The sequence below is a fragment of the Pseudoalteromonas sp. S2721 genome, from assembly GCF_005887425.1.
GTDB lineage: Bacteria > Pseudomonadota > Gammaproteobacteria > Enterobacterales > Alteromonadaceae > Pseudoalteromonas > Pseudoalteromonas simplex.
This window is the reverse complement of sequence record NZ_PNCZ01000037.1, coordinates 17,768-36,915: the sequence shown is the minus strand read 5'-3', so window position 1 is coordinate 36,915 and position 19,148 is coordinate 17,768. Positions and strand designations below refer to the sequence as shown.

The 19,148-nt window shown below is 38.7% G+C and carries 14 protein-coding genes; all 14 read right to left on the bottom strand.

Annotated features, from left to right (window positions below; translation table 11 throughout):
• Entirely contained in the window at window positions 1-1,854 is a 1,854-nt protein-coding gene (locus tag CWC02_RS14155; RefSeq protein WP_138618896.1) for a type VI secretion system Vgr family protein, read from the bottom strand.
• A gap of 72 nt (window positions 1,855-1,926) precedes the next feature.
• A complete protein-coding gene (locus tag CWC02_RS14150; protein WP_105181734.1) occupies window positions 1,927-2,406 on the bottom strand; it encodes an Hcp family type VI secretion system effector in 480 nt (159 codons plus the stop codon).
• A gap of 224 nt (window positions 2,407-2,630) precedes the next feature.
• Entirely contained in the window at window positions 2,631-5,234 is a 2,604-nt protein-coding gene (gene tssH, locus CWC02_RS14145; RefSeq protein ID WP_138618894.1) for a type VI secretion system ATPase TssH, read from the bottom strand.
• Between the two features lie 19 nt (window positions 5,235-5,253).
• Complete coding sequence (gene tssG / locus CWC02_RS14140; RefSeq protein WP_138618892.1) at window positions 5,254-6,234, bottom strand: type VI secretion system baseplate subunit TssG; 981 nt, start codon at window positions 6,232-6,234, stop codon at window positions 5,254-5,256.
• Entirely contained in the window at window positions 6,231-8,057 is a 1,827-nt protein-coding gene (gene tssF / locus CWC02_RS14135) for a type VI secretion system baseplate subunit TssF (protein WP_138618890.1), read from the bottom strand. Before tssF ends, tssG begins: the two co-directional genes overlap by 4 nt.
• Entirely contained in the window at window positions 8,054-8,539 is a 486-nt protein-coding gene (gene tssE, locus CWC02_RS14130) for a type VI secretion system baseplate subunit TssE (RefSeq protein WP_138618888.1), read from the bottom strand. Before tssE ends, tssF begins: the two co-directional genes overlap by 4 nt.
• 13 nt (window positions 8,540-8,552) lie before the next feature.
• A complete protein-coding gene (locus CWC02_RS14125; RefSeq protein WP_138618886.1) occupies window positions 8,553-9,320 on the bottom strand; it encodes a type VI secretion system accessory protein TagJ in 768 nt (255 codons plus the stop codon).
• A 2-nt stretch (window positions 9,321-9,322) separates the two neighbouring features.
• The gene (gene tssC, locus CWC02_RS14120) at window positions 9,323-10,849 is read right to left on the bottom strand and encodes a type VI secretion system contractile sheath large subunit (protein ID WP_138618884.1); all 1,527 of its coding nucleotides are present in this window, start codon (window positions 10,847-10,849) and stop codon (window positions 9,323-9,325) included.
• Window positions 10,850-10,876: 27 nt separating this feature from the next.
• Window positions 10,877-12,370 (bottom strand): type VI secretion system contractile sheath large subunit, encoded by a 1,494-nt coding sequence (gene tssC, locus CWC02_RS14115; RefSeq protein WP_138618882.1) that lies wholly within the window; start codon window positions 12,368-12,370, stop codon window positions 10,877-10,879.
• Entirely contained in the window at window positions 12,367-12,870 is a 504-nt protein-coding gene (gene tssB / locus CWC02_RS14110; RefSeq protein ID WP_119853120.1) for a type VI secretion system contractile sheath small subunit, read from the bottom strand. The genes tssC (CWC02_RS14115) and tssB overlap by 4 nt, the downstream gene beginning before the upstream one ends.
• 12 nt (window positions 12,871-12,882) lie before the next feature.
• A complete protein-coding gene (tssA, locus tag CWC02_RS14105; protein WP_138618880.1) occupies window positions 12,883-13,989 on the bottom strand; it encodes a type VI secretion system protein TssA in 1,107 nt (368 codons plus the stop codon).
• A gap of 155 nt (window positions 13,990-14,144) precedes the next feature.
• Window positions 14,145-14,936: a PP2C family protein-serine/threonine phosphatase gene (locus CWC02_RS14100; RefSeq protein ID WP_138618878.1), complete on the bottom strand. Its 792-nt coding sequence runs from the start codon at window positions 14,934-14,936 to the stop codon at window positions 14,145-14,147.
• A complete protein-coding gene (tagF, locus tag CWC02_RS14095; RefSeq protein WP_138618876.1) occupies window positions 14,929-15,657 on the bottom strand; it encodes a type VI secretion system-associated protein TagF in 729 nt (242 codons plus the stop codon). The genes CWC02_RS14100 and tagF overlap by 8 nt, the downstream gene beginning before the upstream one ends.
• Window positions 15,639-19,139 (bottom strand): type VI secretion system membrane subunit TssM, encoded by a 3,501-nt coding sequence (tssM, locus tag CWC02_RS14090; RefSeq protein ID WP_138618874.1) that lies wholly within the window; start codon window positions 19,137-19,139, stop codon window positions 15,639-15,641. The genes tagF and tssM overlap by 19 nt, the downstream gene beginning before the upstream one ends.
• Window positions 19,140-19,148: the final 9 nt, after the last annotated feature.

Here is a 19,148-nt window from a genome sequence, read left to right as displayed (position 1 = left end):
CTAGTTCAACTTGATCATGCCAGCAGAAAGGGTAATTGCACTCCCATCAACCTTTACGTTACTGCCTTTAATATTAATATTTGTGCCTTCAATAGAAATATTCCCGCTACTGCTCATAGTAATTTTTGCCGATCCGGTCTTAATAACGATTTCTTTTCCTGCTTCGATATTGAGTGATTTACCCACTTTCAATGTGTCATTTTCACCGATATCGACGGTGCGATTCACTTTTACTTTGGCATCATCATTGTTGCCCACTTCAAGGAATCGATCATTATCAATTTTTTCTTTTTGATCATTTTTTACATACAGCTGCTTATCTTTTTCAGCTTGCATGTATACAAGCTCACTGCCTTTTTTATCTTCAAAACGCAGTTCATTAAAATTATCGGCACCGCCCTCTTTTGTTGAGCGTGTTTTAATACCGCTTTGTGTTTTATCTGCAGGTAATGCATAAGGAGGCATTAAGTCTGCGTTGTATACTGCACCGCTAATGATTGGCTGATCAGGATCCCCATTAATAAAGTCGACTAATACCTCTTGCCCGACACGAGGAAAGAAAAATGCCCCCCATTTTTTACCGGCCCAGTTTTGCGCAACCCTGATCCAACATGAACTTTGCGAGTCTTTTTTACCTTCTCGGTCCCAATCGAACTGCACTTTCACACGTCCGTATTGATCAACCATAATTTCATCTGCGCTGTCGCCCGTAACTATGGCTGTTTGCACACCATGAATAACAGGTTTGCGCATGCTGTGAGCTGCACGATATGGCACATCTTTTGGCACACATTCAAAGTGGTTGGTAAATACCTCTTGTGCGCCAGATTGCTGAGTACCTGACTGATTTGGCACCGTTATAGACGTTAGTAACGAGGTGATAGCAAACGTTTTACATTCTAGGCGCGGGTCTTCATGTTTTTTAAAGCTAAATAATTTACCTACCGAGAATGAACGGCAATCACTTCTACCGCTACTTAACTTCATATTACGCTGTAATGATTCAAGTTGAACGGCTGCCAAACCTGCAGCTCTTGGATGGGTTTCGGCTTCTGCGGTATATTCAAAAATTTCAGCGACTGACTGGGTTGGTAAATCAGCTTTTTTGTGATCGCCATCAGGGTATCTGGGTGGTTGTTTAAAATCATAGCCAATACGCTTGTAGCTGCCAGGCGCAATACTTAAACCACCTTGCCATTTATTTATGTGTGACTCACTGAGGTGACCAGAGGTAAACTCTACTTTTGCTTCAGCGCATTCTTCGTAAGCTGTTATATCATCAGCAAGTACTAACGTATGTGCACTGTTACTATGCTCGAAAAAATAAAAAATACCTTCTTGCTGAAGCAAGCGTTGAATAAAGTCAAAATCTGACTCTTGGTATTGAACACAATACTCGTACTTAGGATACGTTTTAGTTGTATTATCTTTAAAAGCGACACTGTGTTGACCAAACAAATCGGCAAAAATGTCTTTTATAGTTTTCTTTTGAAAGATCCGACTGTTTTTTCGGTTTCGCATTGATGCTGCGAAAGGCACAATTGTAGCGTGGTAATCTATATAATTTTTTTGCTCATCAATATCAGCGGTACGGCTACCATTAGATACTAATTGGCTAACTATGCCATGAAAATAACGCTCACCTGCGCTATCGGCATTCTTTACTTTAATAGAAACAGGTTTTCCCACCAGATCTTCATGCGCTATTTGTGTACCAATAGTGAACATATTCACTGACATCACAAACAAATCAGACATAGACTCTTGCACCACCAGCCGAGTTAAGTAAAGTGCATCTTTACCTGCTGGGGTGTTAATCTGAATTACATTATTATCTTGTGTCGCTTTTTGCATTCCATGCTTCCTATTTCCTAAAGATCAAAAAAGCTCTGAGTAAAACTCAGAGCTATTAGGTACTGCAAAAAATTACATTTGCTGACCTTTAACACCGCTGTAACCATAAACAAGTGGTGCAGTGATGTTATTTTTGTCGTCTGTAGGAGTAACAGTCATCATCATTTCTGTGTAGCTGATAGTGATTGTTTCAACTGGACGGTCGTTTTGAACTGATACAGAGTAGCTAGAGATCATTGCATCTGTAAGTTCGATTTTCATGATTTCTTCAACTTTATCACCTTGCTTAGTGATGTGGAAAACAGCCGGAAGGCCTTTACCAATTGTCGCTTCTTTGAAAAGGTCTGGAGACGCTTTATCTTGAAGTTTAGTGATAGTTACATCACCTAAGCGAGTTGAGCTAGATTCACGGTCCATTGCTGTACCAGTGTGTGCTGAAATTTCACGGCTTACGTTCCAATCTAATGATAAAACTGTGATTAAATCTTTAAAAGACTCAGCAGTAGTTTCGCCTTTAATTGAACCGTATTTTAAATATGTATTTGATTGCATTTGATAATGCTCCTTTTAATTTATAAATAACATCCATTACATTGGATCATTTACTTTTGGTTTCCCAAAATTCCTTTGAAATCATTATCTCTAACTGCGCAACGAAAAGGTCTTCAATATCCTTTCCCTAGACGAAGACAATGTCTCAATGTTCCATCAATTAATGAAGACGGACAAATTATAATCCGACTCCAAAAAAGAAACAAGAAACTAATTTAAATATATCAATTTATATTAACAACAAAAGAACCATCATTTATATCTAATGATATATCATTGATTTTGTTACCACTAACAAGACTATCAAGTAAAGATTCAGATAATAAAGGCAAGACATTATTTTGCAATAATGCATGAATATTTCTTGCACCTGAACCAGAGTCATTACAATTGTTAACTATATAATCTACAACAAGATCTGAATATAAAAAATCAGATTTGTAATTTTTGTTAACTCTATTTTTTATTTTACATAATTGCAGTTTTGTAATTTCTGCAAGAGTTTCTTTATTAAGTGGCAAATAGGGTATGACGTTGATACGACCAAGAAATGCAGCTTTAAATACTTCAAGTAAATCATTTTGAATAGCCTTTTGCAGACCCTGAACGCTTGGCGCAGTTTCTTCATCTTCAAAAAGACTCATTGTTGTATCAGTACCCACATTTGAGGTCATGATAATAATTGTGTTTTTAAAGTCGATATCTCTACCTTCACCATCTTTAATGGTGCCTTTGTCAAACACTTGATAAAAAATGTCATGTACACCAGGGTGCGCTTTTTCAATTTCATCTAATAAAATAACACTGTATGGCTTACGTCTGATCGCTTCTGTTAATACGCCACCTTCACCATAACCTACATAACCTGGAGGTGAGCCAAGGAGTAACGAAACTTTATGCTCTTCTTTGTATTCTGACATATTGATGACAGTGATGTTTTCTTCACTACCATACACTTCATTCGCTAACGCAAGTGCCGTCTCAGTTTTACCCACACCACTTGGACCCGCTAGCATAAAAATTCCATTCGGGCGGCTTTCGTCAGCTAAGTGCGCTTTAGATGTCTGTACAACTTTTGCAATTAGCTCCAACGCATGATCTTGACCCACAACACGCTCTTTCATTGTGCTGGCTAAATTAAGAACACTCTTCACATCATCTTCATGCATCTTGCCAACTGGAATGCCCGTCCAGTCAGAAATAACTTGAGCAATTAACTCATCATCAACCTGCCAATGCACCATGTTTGAATCATATTTAGCTAAGTTTTCTTTGCATTGTTGTAGCTTTTCAATTTCTTCACTTGGCTGTTCTATTTCATCATTCAGGCCACTAATGACTTCTTTTACATCTTTAATAAGCAACATTTCATTTTCGAACTGCGACTTTAATGGTGCAAGCTGTTCAGTAATTTGCTGGCACTTATTTGTTAAACTCTCAAGCACCTCACTGTGATTTAATCCTGTGCGTTGCTCACGGGTTAACATATTGATTTGCGACTCTATTTCTGAGCGTTCATTTTCAAGCGTTTCAATTGAATTAGGTGTTGATGCTTGGCTCATTGCAACCCGAGCGCAGGCTGTATCAAGTAAACCAACCGCTTTATCAGGAAGTTGTCTGCCGGTAATGTAGCGGTGTGATAAATGTACTGCGCTTTCTAATGCTTGCTCAGAAATGAACACATTATGATGCTTTTCCATAACGGGTACTAAACCACGTAACATCGCAATCGCTTTTTCTGGTGTAGGCTCTTCGACTTTAACGACTTGGAATCGACGCGCCAGTGCTGCGTCTTTTTCAAAGAATTTTTTATATTCAGCCCATGTTGTGGCTGCAATTGTTCTGAGTTCACCGCGCGCTAGTGCCGGTTTTAATAGATTTGCAGCATCATTTTGACCAGCTTGACCACCACTACCGATCATAGTGTGCGCTTCATCGATAAATAAAATAACAGGATTTGGGGTATTTTTAATTTCCGATATTAAAGACTTAAGTCTATTTTCGAACTCACCTTTCATACCAGCACCTGCTTGTAATAAAGCAAGGTCTAGAGTGTGAATTTTTACATTTTTTAGAACATCTGGAACACTGCCTTGTGCAATCCTAAGCGCTAACCCTTCAACAACGGCCGTTTTACCAACCCCAGCTTCACCAGTTAGAATTGGGTTATTTTGTCTGCGTCGCGTAAGAATATCGACCATTTGTCTAATTTCAAAATCGCGCCCCAAAATTGGATCTATCTTTCCTGCTTTTGCCTGAGCTGTTAGATCAACTGTAAATTGATCTAAACTCGGCGTTTTAGAACTTGTAGATACCGATGTTTCAGTCTGACTATTTGCCACAGGGCTTTGTTCTTGTGACTTAGCGACCATTTCAGGCCAAGCATGCAATAATTGCCCTGCTTCTATCTTATTAAACTCTTTACTACAACGACTCACTAAACTTGCTAAAGTGTCATCTTTTACCAGCGTGTAAATTAAGTAAGCACTACGAATTTGTGTATCTGTAAAATCAATGCTCGTACTAAGCCACGTTTGCTTAAGCAAACTGGTAACATGCATCGATAAGCTCGGTGATGAGTTACAACCCGTTTTGTGCATTTCTAAAGACTTATTCAAATCATTTTTTAACGAGTCGCTGTCAATATCGTAAGCGCTCAAAATAATTCTAAAGTCATCAAGTTGTTGTTCAAGCATTGCTAATAACCAGTGCTCTAATTCAACAGTGAAGTGACTTCTGCTATTACAAATTGCAACAGCTTGTTCAAGACTCTTTTTGCACTCAGGGCTTAATTTTTCAACGAGTGTATTTAGCGTCATTGTAGACATAATATTTCCTTGTATTTATTTATCCTTTGAACGAAAGCTCAGAGACTTTGCCGTCTATAGTTGCTTTTTCTGAAAACAGAAAACTATTACAGCCTAATTGAAGTCGCTCTTTTAATAGTTGCTTTGCACCAAGTTTGTAGAAGTTTGCTTTTACTATTAGTGCATGCTGAATTTGATTACCAACAAAATCATTCACTATTTGATGGGCTAAATTCCAAAGCTCTTGCTGTGGTAGAAGACGGGCTGTTTGGTGCTCATTTTTGGGCTCAATAGTAACTTCTATCTTTGTTGAGATGTCCCAAACTTGCTTACCTGCTATTGCGTCAATACCAAGCCTTGCATGTTGTCCTGCAAAGCCCCCGCTGTTAATGCGGGTTTGCTCTGATTTTTTTAGTGGCTGCCACTGACCCACAAACTGATTTATGCTGACGTCACAACCTAAATAGAAAGTTAAAATATTTCGCAGATCAGCAATATTTCGCGTTTTTCGACTGAAAAGACCACTGAAATAAAGCTGATGAGGGGCATTGCCCCCACTCAAAAGTGCCAAAATTTTCGTGTGATTATCTTGATTGCTGTTAGCAAAATTAAGCGCGGGTTTATACTTTTTCCAAGCTCGGTAGTACAACGAAATCAAACGATGATTAAACATATCGTAAAAATCTCTCATTGTGCTGTCTTTGTAGCGCAATCTTTGCATCACCAATTCACTATAAAAGTGTGGCAATGCGCCTGAGCAACCGGTCATCCCCATAAATGATATTTCCATATCAAACTGAGTGATCCCTGCAACGCTTTTAGCAGGTTTTAATTTAGTTATCGCATTACCCGCAAAGCCAAACTTTTGTGTTGAACTAAACTTAATCAGCTCTAGTTTTGGCTGACAATCATAGCCAACTTTCCGGTAGTGCTGAGCCGTACTCGATAACTGCGACTCGATCACAAACACGGCTTTGTAAAAATCTATTTCTGTCGCGTTCTCGAGCAATTGAGCAATCATAGTAGCACCTCTGAACCGACTCTAGCTGGCCACTGATGATAAACTCTGTCTTGTTCTTTTAACTTTAGACTTAAGCGTGTAAAGCTATTAATTGATGCAAATTGCGAGAAAAAACAATCAAGAACTGAAGCAAAAAAGAACACCCCACTGCCAGCGTAATCATCATTTGCAAACGTAATTTCAATATCGGTACCTGTTGCAAATGCAACCCGCCCATTTTGCACAACTCGTGCAGTTGCGGGTTCAATTTTGACGCTATAGATATTATCAATCATCCCTTTTGATTGGGGTGTTGCTTTAAAATCATATAGTCTCAATGTTTCTTTCAATTTCTCTACGCTGTGCTCACCACTGAATGAATCAAGAGTCAGATGATTAATCAGTTGCCAACGAGTATTGCTACCCAACACAGGTCTTACCGCATGAGTAGGTGCAACTAGGCACCTGATTTTTTTGATGACATCGCCACGCTTTGGTAATGTAAAACCAAGTTCATCATCACCAAATGGTAAACTAGCTGGTAGATTACGGTTACTACACTGCGCCCGTGCTGTTACGACCGTATTTCCCTCACTGAGTGCTTGCGCACTATTTTCAAAGCCACCATTTACTAATGACAAATAAGTTTCGGTGCCCGCTTCTGCATAACCACCGGCCCAAAGGGCTGTTTCTCGTCGAGTATGCCAATAGAGATCTTTATGCTCTTGATATTTAGGGTGTGTTTGCGCATAAAAAGGCGTCACCAGCTGTTTATTCCCCTTGTGGTCAAATGCAACTACTTCTTCAAGACTAATAACTTCTGATATTTCAGAGTCGATATAACGTGGTGCAAGCTTATACTCATATTCGCTTAGCTCTGGGCGGATCGGTTCAAGTTCTTGTTCATATAAATTTATGATTGGCGTGCAGCCCAGCAAGAACATGTCTTTATCTACTTGCTTCTCCAACTCGCTCGACTCAACATCTAAATAAAAATAAAGCGTTGTAGTGCTTGCATTGCGTGGTAGTACAGAACGAATATTTTGTAACTCAAAAAACTTAAATTTTTCAGGAAAAATAAAGTTCTCGACTAATAGCCTATATGCTGATGATGAACGCATTGAATAAGGTACTACAGCCTCATGCTCCTCAAAACCAACTGATTTTAAATGAGTTTTAGAGAGGTAATGCACTCCCTCATCGCCATTATCTACTGCTATTCCGATACAATGTTTAAACAATAGCTCGTATACTTTGAGCGTATAATGCCATTGTCCATGAATATAAATTTTTAAATCATTTAGCTCTGTTTCATGCAATGAAACGCCATCATACTCACCTGTCAGTTGTAACTTAAAAATCGCTTTAGCTGGTTCATTAAACTTTGGTTTAGGCGCAATAAAAGGACTGTTATCAAACTGGGCAGCGGTTATCTCTACAGGCCACAAATTGGTATCAAAACAGCTTTGAAATTTACACTGTTTCATTCCTTCTACATTAGTTTCAAGCTCACTCCCACGCGGAATGATGACCCCAGTCGTTGATAGGTTTTCTGACTCTAACTTTACAATTGATAATGAAGGGATCGGTGCTTGGTAGTCAGGATAAAGCTGACCTAATAGCGCATCCGTTAACTCAGGAAAGCTATCATCAAGTTTTTGCCTAATGTTGGCAGTTAAAAATGCAAATGATTCGACTAACCTTGAAACATGAGGATCTTCTATCACTTCGTCTGTAAGTTTTAACCTGCCTGCCACTTTTGGGTATTTTTCTGCAAAGTCTTTCCCAAGGTGGCGCACATAAGCTAATTCACGATTGTAATACTTTAATAATTCATCATTCATAGTGAAGACTCATAGATTTTCATACCTAAACTAACTGGCTCAACTTCAGAGTTAAAACTGATGTATTCAGGCTCAGGATCGGCATATAACAAGGCATTAATTCTTAGGTTTAAAATGCGGTTAAGGGGTAGCTCTTCATCAACTAGCACTTCAACTTCAATAAACCTAGGCTCAAATCGCAAAATTGCATCTCGAACTTTTTCACATAACGCTGCTCGCCCCTCATGGGAACTTACAACCATGCTTGAAAAGTCTGGCAATCCATATGATAAACACGATGTTGCAAGCTCACTGTATTGACTTGGCCATGTATGCCACTGGATCCGAGCATTTAACAGTGCTTCGATATCTCGCCTCACGTAATTTTTTAAAAGTGATAAGCTGATACCATCCGTTCGCTGTGGCGAATCCTGTACTTCAGGCTCGTCATCTATCAAGCGGTCTAAAATTGATGCTTTGAGCGGCTGTTTGCTTGCAATCATGAAAATTTCACGCTCAATTAATGAAAGAGCCAAGTTCAGACAATAAAACCGCTTCATCATTTATGAACAGCATTTTCATCCCGCGGCCTAAATACATTTCTTCACTTATTTCATGCCATTCAGTCACTTGACCTAATTTTTCAATTTCGCTCTTTGAGTGTGGGTAAACAACTGGGATATGAGCAGTACCGACAGGTCCATCTTTGATAGTTACTTCAACGCGTAGCCAAATTTGCTCAACGATTGATTCTATTGGCTGAACTTCAAACTTTTCGATTTCATCGAAACGAGCTAAATAAAACTCGCCATTGGTACCCAAAAGTTCCAAATATGGGTTTAATGAATCATCAATATCTCTTATTGCAGTAAGTTGCTCATTTACTGTACTTATCCTGAGAGACTCAACTTTAGCTGCCTTTTCAGTCGCTGATTTAAAATCATCTTCGCGTAAATCGATATGCATCTGAAGAAATACTTCATCTAGCTCATCTGCTTCATGAAATAGCTTAGGGGCCGCTTTACCTTCGTAAAAATCCTGTCTTGCTTGCTCAGCTCTAATTAGGTGCCTTAAATTAACAGCGCCCACCGCTAGCTCAGGCGACTTTGTCACCATAAAATCTAATTGTTTATCAGCTTTTTCAAGCTCACCGTTCACACACAATAGTTCCGTGTAAGCACTGCGAATATCAAAGTTAAGTGGATCATCTTTTAGTTTCTGTGCGCAATACTCTAATGCATCAGCTAATTTTCCATTGCGAATACACTCATGGATCTTCTTCATTTCTATTCCTTTATTTGGTGATGAGGACTTAGTTCAGTCACTAATTTGATACTTGATATCATTTGATCAAGCTGAAAATGGGGTTGTAATTGTAAAACAGAAAAATAATGGCCTGGCCTCGATTTATTTTCAGTCACTTTTACTTTTGCATTCGCCAAAGGATACTTACTTCTTATTTGCTCTGAGGCAGAATCCGATGCTGTAGTGTAGTTGTTAACCCATGCTTGCAAACCTTGTTCACAGGCTTGGGCTGTACTATAAGAGCCAACTCGATCACGCGCTAACAGCTTTAAATAATGAGCAAAGCGTGAAACACATAAAATATATTGCAGCATAGACGATAAGCGAGCGTTTACAGTAGAAGCCTCACTATCGTAGTGTTTGGCTTGCTGAGCTGATGCATTACTATAAAAAACGAGATGCTCAGTATTTGTCACTGACGATGCTGGGATAAACCCAAGTTCAGAGAACTGCTTTTCTAATTTACTAGTCACAATCAAGTCTATTGGTGGCTTAGCTTCTTTTCTGTAAACATCGGTTGAAAAGTAATTTTTCGTCAATCCGGTAACGATGCCTTTAGATATTTTGCCAGGCTCAATGCCTCTTATTTGACCAAACCAACCACTTTCTGCATAAGCTCGCACTAATGTCGACACAAATTGGTAAGCGGCGTTTCCCCATAACATTTCTGTTTCAGGCGTGGTTATTTTTTCTGTATATAAAAAATCTAAGTGACGTGTGCCGTCGTTTTTATAGGGTGCTCTAACTAATACATGCGGCAATACAAGACCAACAAAACGCGCATCTTCCATGTTCCTAAAGCTACGCCACTTCGTATATTCGACCTGTTCAAACTGAGTATACAAATCAAATTGATAGCCTAAATCAGTAAAACTATTTGCACCAAATAAGCTTGCAGACACAGCAGTAATAAATGGCGAAAAAGAGGCTGCGGCTACTTTCGAAATTTCTTTTAAGGTGTCTATATCGTTGTAAATTGTACCCGGTGCATTGCCATTGGTTATTTCGTAATCACCAATCAATACACCAAAAGGCTCACCGCCTGGACGATCGAACTCATTTTGATAAATTAATTGGAAGAAGCTACTTTGATCAAAGTCGATTGCTTTATTAACATCTCTCGATAACGTATTCCAGTCACAATCTAACAGCCGTAACTTTACTTTTTTTTCTTTATCATTAAGTTCAGTTTGTAAAGTTAACCACCACAAATTGCGCCAGCTGGCTTCTAATTGTTGTAACTTGGGGTGATGTAATATTTGATCTAATTGCTTAGAAATAAGCGAATCAATTTTGACAATGGTCAGTTGCAAATATGAACTAATTGACTCTTTATCCCACTGTAAGGGGGAATCTGAAGAGCCTTCAAGCCATAATAACAACGCTTTAAATGTTTCTTTCTCATTAAGAAATCGTTCCAATAAAGCGCTATTTTCGAAGATATCAGACGCTGTATTATTTGAAATTACAGCGTCTTCTCCTATGAATGAAAACTCTTCACAGTTCATTTTGCATCATCCTTAATGCAGAAAGGGTTAGCCAATCTCAGGGATTTTGGCAACCAATCTAAGCGATGACGTAAGCTCTTCCATTTGTAACCATGGTCTTAACCATGCAACGGCATTGTAGGCTCCTGGTTGACCAGAAATTTCTTTCACAGAAACTTTTGCATCGGCTAGAGGGTAACGGGCTCTAATATCTTGACCACCGCCCTCTGTTGCATTGACATATGATAGTATCCAACGATTTAACCATGATTCAACATCTTCAGCTTCCATGTAGCTACCAATTTTATCGCGCGCCATAACTTTTAAATAATGAGCAAAACGTGATGTAGCCATTATATATGGCAAACGCGCAGAAATTGCAGCATTTGCAGTCGCATCAGGCGTTGAATAAACTTCTGGTTTCTGGCAAGTTTGACCACCAAAGAACACAGCGTAATCAGTATTTTTATAATGGCACAGTGGTAAGAAACCAAGCTTACTTAACTCTGCTTCACGTCGATCAGTAATACCAATCTCTGTTGGGCATTTAAGATCAGGATCACCATCATCACTAGTGAATATATGCGTCGGCAAACCTTCTACTTTACCGCCGCCTTCAGCGCCGCGAATAGCGGTACAAAAACCATATTGAGAGAATGCTTTTGTCATATTCGTTGCCATTGCGTAGGCAGCATTACTCCAACAATAATCAGCGTTATCGGTACTTACAGAGCGACCGGCAAGTTCATCAACTTCAAACTCTTCATAGTTGAATTCTTCAACCGGTTTAGATGCAGCACCGTAAGGTAAACGAGATAAAAATCTTGGCATTGTGAGTGAAACAAAGCGTGAATCATCGCTATCTCTAAATGAGCGCCATTTAGTGTATTCAAGAGATTCAAAAACTTTTTCAAGATCTCTTGGTTTAGTAAGCTCTTCCCAACTATCAAAACCAAAGAGTGAAGGTGATGATGCTGAAATGAACGGACAGAAACCCGCTGCAGCAACGTTTGACATTAAGCCAAGAGTTTCCACGTCTTCAGGGTGATTAGTAAATTCAAAATCACCTACAATAGTGCCGTAAGGTTCACCACCCGGTGTACCAAATTCTGACTCGTAGATTTTTTTGAATGTTTGGCTTTGATCAAACTCAACCGCTTTACTTAAATCTTTATGAAGTTCTTTCTTCTTCATATTAAGTACGCGAATTTTTAGAGTTGAGCCAGTATCTGAATTCATCACTAAATGATTTAGGCCACGCCATGAACCTTCTAATTTTTGAAAGTCTTCATGGTGCATAATAACACTGAGTTGTTTCGATATTTTTTGATCGATCATTTGAATCGCTTCATTGAAAGTCACTGTCATGTTTTTATTCCATTGAACAGTGCCTTTTAAAGCTTCTTCAGTTAATGTACGTAGCAGCTCTTCAGCTCGACTTGCATCTGTTTGCTTAGTTGCGCCTATAGCTTGAGTCAATAACGATGCTGATTCAGTCGCTGTTGCTGTGTCTAATTCTTGGGCTAGTGTTTCGGTACTCATTTTTCAGACTCCTCTAACTTTAGCTCTTTAGCAATTGAGTCAAGACTCGCCGTGTTGCTTAACACTTCTTCTAAAACATTCTCAAGCTCTTCTGAGCGGTCAATCTTAGTCATTAAGTCACGAAGTTTATTACGTGTCTCCATTAGGTTACGCAATGGTTCAACTTGATTTACGACAGCTGCTGGCTCAAAGTCATCAATACTTTTAAAGTTGAGATCAACGCTAAATTTAGTGCCATCATCAGTTAAAGTATTATCGACATCTAACTTCAAAGAAGGGCTCATTTTCTTTAAAACATCGTTAAAGTTTTCTCTATCAATTTGGATAAAACGTCGGTCTTTTAAAGGTTTTAATACTTCTTGGTTATGACCTGAAAAATCCCCCATTACCCCAACCACAAAAGGCAGCTCTTTTTTTACAATTGCACCTTCAGTTTCAACGTCATAGGTTATGTGTACTCTTGGTTTACGTACACGTTTTAATTTGTCATGGATACTCATTCAAAACTCCTTTTACTCGGTTTCTGTTTCGCTAACTTTGATGCCAGACAGCTTAAAGTATCCGGTCCTAGCATCACTATCGGTTATTAATTCATTTAATAATTCTGGTAGCGATAATTCGCTCCATCGAATAACTTGTTCAATGGTGTAAGACATAGGTGAATGTGGCTCTGTCTTTCTAAAAAATTGCGCAATTTCTTGCAATTTGTTTATCGCATTTTCTCGGCTATTGATTTGGATATCATTTCGAGAGGAATTCTCATCGACAGGTGTTTCGCCTTCAACTTGCTCATTTTCTTGCGGTTCTTGTATCGACTTCGCTTCAAGGGATTTAAGTTTGTCTTCACCTAAATGCAAAACTGCATTCAAACACTCTTCAAGTGCTTGTTTAATATAAGAGGTAGGCTGTGATTGCTCTGTAGCAGTATCAAGCGCACTGCTTAATGCACTAAATTCAGTAAGCGCCTCTTCGATATCATTTTTTAATGTTAGGAAAAGTTCAGCGGGAGTCTCTTGTGCACTTTTTACTATTAATTCAAAGTCAATTGCGCCCTGGGCTATTTTTTTTTCTCTCTTTTCTTCACTGAGTCGTGAGACGTCATAGGCCTGCTGGTATTCCCAGTAAGTAAAAGCTTCGTAGTTTTGGCTATCTGTTAATGCGATACTTTTAATAGGGATGATCAGTGCCCCTTCACTTGCGACACCATTTAAACCAACTAATGCAGAGACCTTATCAGATATCTCATCACCATCATCAAGCATTGGATAAAGTGCATCAAAGTGGTTACTAACTAGCTCTTTTGCAACTTTGAAACCAAAAGCCAGTCCTTTAAAGCCGTGGATTCGACACAATGCCTCAGTAAACCACGCCAAATACTCAATATCTTTACTTTCTGTTTTTAATGCAGTGCTACACAATTCTAATAATGGTTGCCAATCACGTGCCAAAGACGCGATCCCTTCATCATCAACAAGCGCAAGTCTTTCAGCAGCACGTAGCTGATTGCGCATATCTTTTAAGGAATAGTACGTTGAGGTAGGAGATACATCTGATCTAGGCTCAATGCCTGCGAATGCATCTTCACTAATCGGAGCTAAATATTCATCAAAAACAAACATTCCATCGCCTTAAAAATTCCTTTTACACCCAAAATAGAGACGTAAAATAATACATCTCTTATTTATAATTTCAAGCCACAAAAGCATTAATTAAAATTAAATTACAAAAAATAAAATAATTAAACAAAAATTATCCACCTTATTAAAATAATATATTAGCTATTTAATAATAAGGGCACAGTCAAGTCATCATTAATCAATGTTTTATCATTAGAATTATCCAGTTTTTCATTTTTCACTAAAATAAAAGTAACATTATCTCTTGCACCACGCACAAGAGTGGAGTGAATTAATGCCATTCCTGAATCAATGATATTTTTAGGCGCTAAAGCAATACTAATTTCTGAATCACTTAACTCACCTGTTAAACCATCCGAGCAAAGTAAGAAAATATCATCAGTTAATAAGTCACCTTCAACAAAGTCGACAGACAGCTCATTTTGCACCCCCACCGCACGCGTAATTACGTTAGCTAAAGGATGGTTTATTGCCTCTTGCTCTGTTAGTAATCCTTCATCGATTAAATCATTAATCTGACTATGGTCCCGTGATAACTGCAACAAAGAGTTAGACCTGTATCTATATATTCTGCTATCACCTACCCACAGAGCAGAATATTTATTGTCTTTAAAAAACAGTACAGTAACGGTTGTACCGGCCGTTTTATTACTTAAAAAGTCACTGCTATATTCAAGCAGTTTCGTATTTGCACTTTGTATTGCTTTAATCAACATCTCGGTTGAAATTGATGAAACAGGTAACTCTTCAACTTCAGCCTTAATAACATCAACTACTAGCTGACTTGCAAAATCGCCGGCTTCATGCCCACCCATGCCATCCGCTACAATCCAAAGGTTGTATTTATTAAGTTCAACATAAGCATCTTCGTTTAGCTCGCGAATAACTCCACGGTGAGACACGGCATAACTGATAAAATTTTTATTCACACTCACTTACCTGGGTATAATTCCATTCCCAATGCTGCCAACGTCCATCTAGCATTGCAGCCACTTGATTTACTGGTGGTAAACCTGCTGTAACAAAAACAACAGGCTTGATATCTATAGAACCGTGGGTCCACCAAACACTATAATCCCCATATTTATTGAGTAAGAGTGAATGCAATACATCATCGACAGTTCCACCACCTAACTCATCTCCTTGAAACTCAAAAACTACAGCAGATTTATTTTCATCTGGAGAAAGGCTTTTACTGAATATTTTAGCGGGTGAACGGCTCTCCTTAAGCGTACTCATCACCTTCTTCTGCCATAAACTTAAGTCTACACTGTCATCAAGTACAGATAACACAGCGTCTTCATAATCAAGAGACAGTTGATTCGAATTTAACGTCGCAATGGGAGTGCTATCGCTATCAACGAGGACCGTAAAAGGATAATGGCGCCCTACAGCATCAACACTTGGCAAAAGCGTTCCTTTTTTAGCACTACTCGTTATTAAATTTTCTGACAATGCAAAATGCCAAACTGGACTTGTTAAATAACGCTCTTGCCATTGAGCACCCAGTTGCTCTTTGCTGACTGCGATAGCAGCTTGTAACCAATGCTCCCAGTGCTCTGAAAACTGCTGACAAACTCCTTCTTGGACAAAGTCACCCAAAAATGGAACCTTGCCCAAATAGCCAATCCCTATAGCCTTGTCGGACATGAAAAACTCTCTATACTTGCGTTCCAAAATGGATGTCTAATTGAATTTGGCAACAATTCAACCATTGCATTATTACCTTGCAGCGAAAAGTGTAGCTCTAAGTCATTTTGTGTTTCGGCTCGCTGGGCCTTTAAATCATCTAACATTCGATAAAAAGACCATTCGCCACTGTAACTAGTATTGATTGTTCTGCCCCCATACGGTGGTGTAAACACAATTCTGGTTTTACTTTGGGCAACGTCTCCTGGCCAAACAATGCTCTTAACTTTCGGCGGACCATGCCTATAAATCATTGACTGACCATCTATTTCTATCATGAAACTGGAAATCGTTTGGTCTAATTTAATTGGCTTTAAACCAAACTCTATTCGCGGTGTATTGCTATTCCCATCAAAGAATACTTCGCGAATTCTGGCCGCTTGCTCAAACATTCTAAGTGCAGACTCGCTTACTCCTATATTTTTTTCAAAACGCCATGGGCTCTTACTCGTATCGACACTTGGTGCGATATAGGTCGTGAAGAAGTTATCAATAGTGCCTTCAGGCCCAAAGAAATCCGAAAAATCTTTAAGATTAATTTCTTTATCCGAGTGAGGTACTAGCGGGTAACGCCCTACAATTGCTGCGTTGTACTCTCGTAAAACACTGCTTCTCCAGATTTCGTTAAGGTGTTGATTGGCACTTTTTCTAGTGATGTTTGACGTATCTTGGCTTATGTTCAACAACCAATGACTGGCAGGATAAGGCAGCCCTTTACTTTGAAACTCAAGCTGGCTTAGAAATTCTGGTTTATTTTTGCCACTTAATTGGTTCTTCACAGAAGACTTTAGTAAGCCACCACGATCAAGTTGATTTAAGTAAATATTTAGCTCTCTTAAACTTGCTTGTATTGTTTCGAGTTGCTGTGGTTCGATTTCTAAAATATCACTAAATGCTTCTTCTACTTGATGACCAGGAAGCTTGACCTCAAACTTTGGAGTTTCATTTGGTAAGTAACGCTTAAGTCTATTAGCCTTAGTATGCATAGCGACTTCAGCTGCATTTGCAGCCACTTTACCGGCAGCCTTTTGGTTTTCAGAAATAGGCAACTTAGTCAACTGAACATTTTTTTGAACCGTTGTAATAATATTTTTTATTGGCGCTTCAGGTCCCGCTAAAACATTAGTAACGCGAACACCTTCTGTTGGTGAATTGAACTCTTTTAAAGTCAGCTCATCGACAAACGAACGCCAGTAATAAATATAATCTTGAAAATACTTTTGCTCTAATTTCTTTTCGATCTCCGCTTTAGAAATATCGTATGTGTTTGCAGCTTCTTCACCGTAAACCCAACTACTTGCCATCAGATTACCCAGCATCTTGCTTTTCTCGACATTGAAGATGCCATGGTAACCATTATAAGTATAAAGGCCTGGAATACTTTTCATCGTAGCTTCAGGATTTTGAAAACTAAATTCTCTCGCGCTTTCGTAGCTTATAATGTCCGTTAGTTTTATTGGTGGAATGCTACTTTCCATAAAATCAGCTTGTAATCTTTGGTAAGCTCTTTCTGCGATTGGCAATTTTGTTAGTTCAGCTCTAGCAAGGCGAACAGCTTGATGATCTATTTCTTGCCCAGAAATACCATAATCGAGGAGTGCTCGTGTGTGAGCCATTAAATCAGCACGATTGGTTACGTTAACATCACCCGGAAGAGCTCTTTCGTAGTAGGCGCTAAACCATGCAAGTAAATCATCTTGGTTATAATGCTCAGGTTCAAATAACATCAGATAGCTACGCAAAGTCTCATATAAATAACTCAAATAGTCTGCTTGTTGTTCCATCTCAGATGTTAGCGCATTGAGTAGAAATGGTTCTAAGTATGTTTTTAAAGAACGTAAGTAGGCGCTTTTCGAAGCTTCTGTTAGCTCTTCAACTTTACTAAAACCATACGCTTCAAAGTCTTCTGCATTAATTTTATTAACAGGGAAGTTCTTTAGCGCATTAAAGCGCTGATTCAAAATAATTAGATTACTTTTATCGACCGTATTTTGATCTAATACTTGATATTCAGCTAAAGCTTGATTCGTTTCATCTATTAGATCACTATTCCATGAAAAGCTAATAAACCAAGAAACACTTAATGTAATCAGTGTTATACATGTTACGGCTAGGCATGAAACGCGTAACCACTTACTTTGCTTTTCATGATGTTTGTTAGTACTTGCTAGATTCTGTTCAGGAAAAATAACACTTTCTAATAAACGCTTGATAAAAAAGCTTCTAGTTTGGTTAATATAATCTTTTTTTGCTGAGCTTTGATCACTCAACAAATTAGAAGGTGTTCCCTCTTGCGTTGCACTCGTAAGATAGACACCTCGAAATATTGGCAAGCTTTCATACGCATTTGGTGTAAATATTTCTTTCAAAAAAGAGTAACCAACACTCTGAAGAGCACGAAGTTGCTTCGGAAATTCAAACACTTTAGAGCGGTTCACTAAATCATGCTCGTTAATCAAACGTCGATTTAATAACGAAGTAAGGTTTGAAATTAATCCATGAAATTCTTTGTTAAACACTTCAATTTGATTGTCAGAGTCAGTATCTAGTTCAAAAGTTACCCCCCAAACTTGCTCCGTTTCTTCATCACTGAGCTCACTAAAAAACTCTCTAAAGCCTTCAACCAAGTCGACTTTTGAAAAAATAACATACACAGGAAAGGTCATGCCAAGCTGCCCTTGAAGCTCCTGTAATCGTTGCTTTATCGCACGGGCATGTAAGTTACGCTCAGTTTTAGTTTGATTCATCAGTTCGGATATCCCCATACTGATGATCACACCATTTACAGGCCGCTTGGGTCTGTATTTTCTAAGTAGACCTAAAAAACCTTGCCATGCCTTTGAGTCATGTAAAGCATGGCTATTTTGTGTTGTGTAACGACCTGCGGTATCGATAATCACTGCTTTATTAGTAAACCACCAATCACAATTACGCGTACCACCAACACCGTGAATTAGGTCTGTGCCTAGCTTTTCCTTTAAAGGAAAATCAAGACCCGAGTTATTAATGAAGTTTGTTTTACCTGAACCAGGAGGGCCAATCATGATATACCATGGTAGCTGATAGATATTACGACCATTAAAAAGCTTAGCATCCTTCAATAACTCGATCGCCTCAACCATACGAGTTTTTAAGGTTTTAATTTCTTCTTGGACTTCATCTGCAGAATTAGCATCAACCTCAATCAGTTCTTCTGTCATGCTGGTATTTCGTTTGCTTTGATTTCTGAACTCAATCAATTTAACAACGGTATATACCAATAAAATTGCTAAAATTGTGATAGCACGTGCTGCAACACTTTCAAACGGTTTATAATCGGCGATCGCAATCAGTGGACCACCAAACCAGATAAGTAGGAAGAGAGCTAAAAAGCCAACAACAATCATTACCTTACGAGAAGTAGCAGCGTACATAGCGCGCTTGCACTTTTGAATAAAACTCATCACAACTCC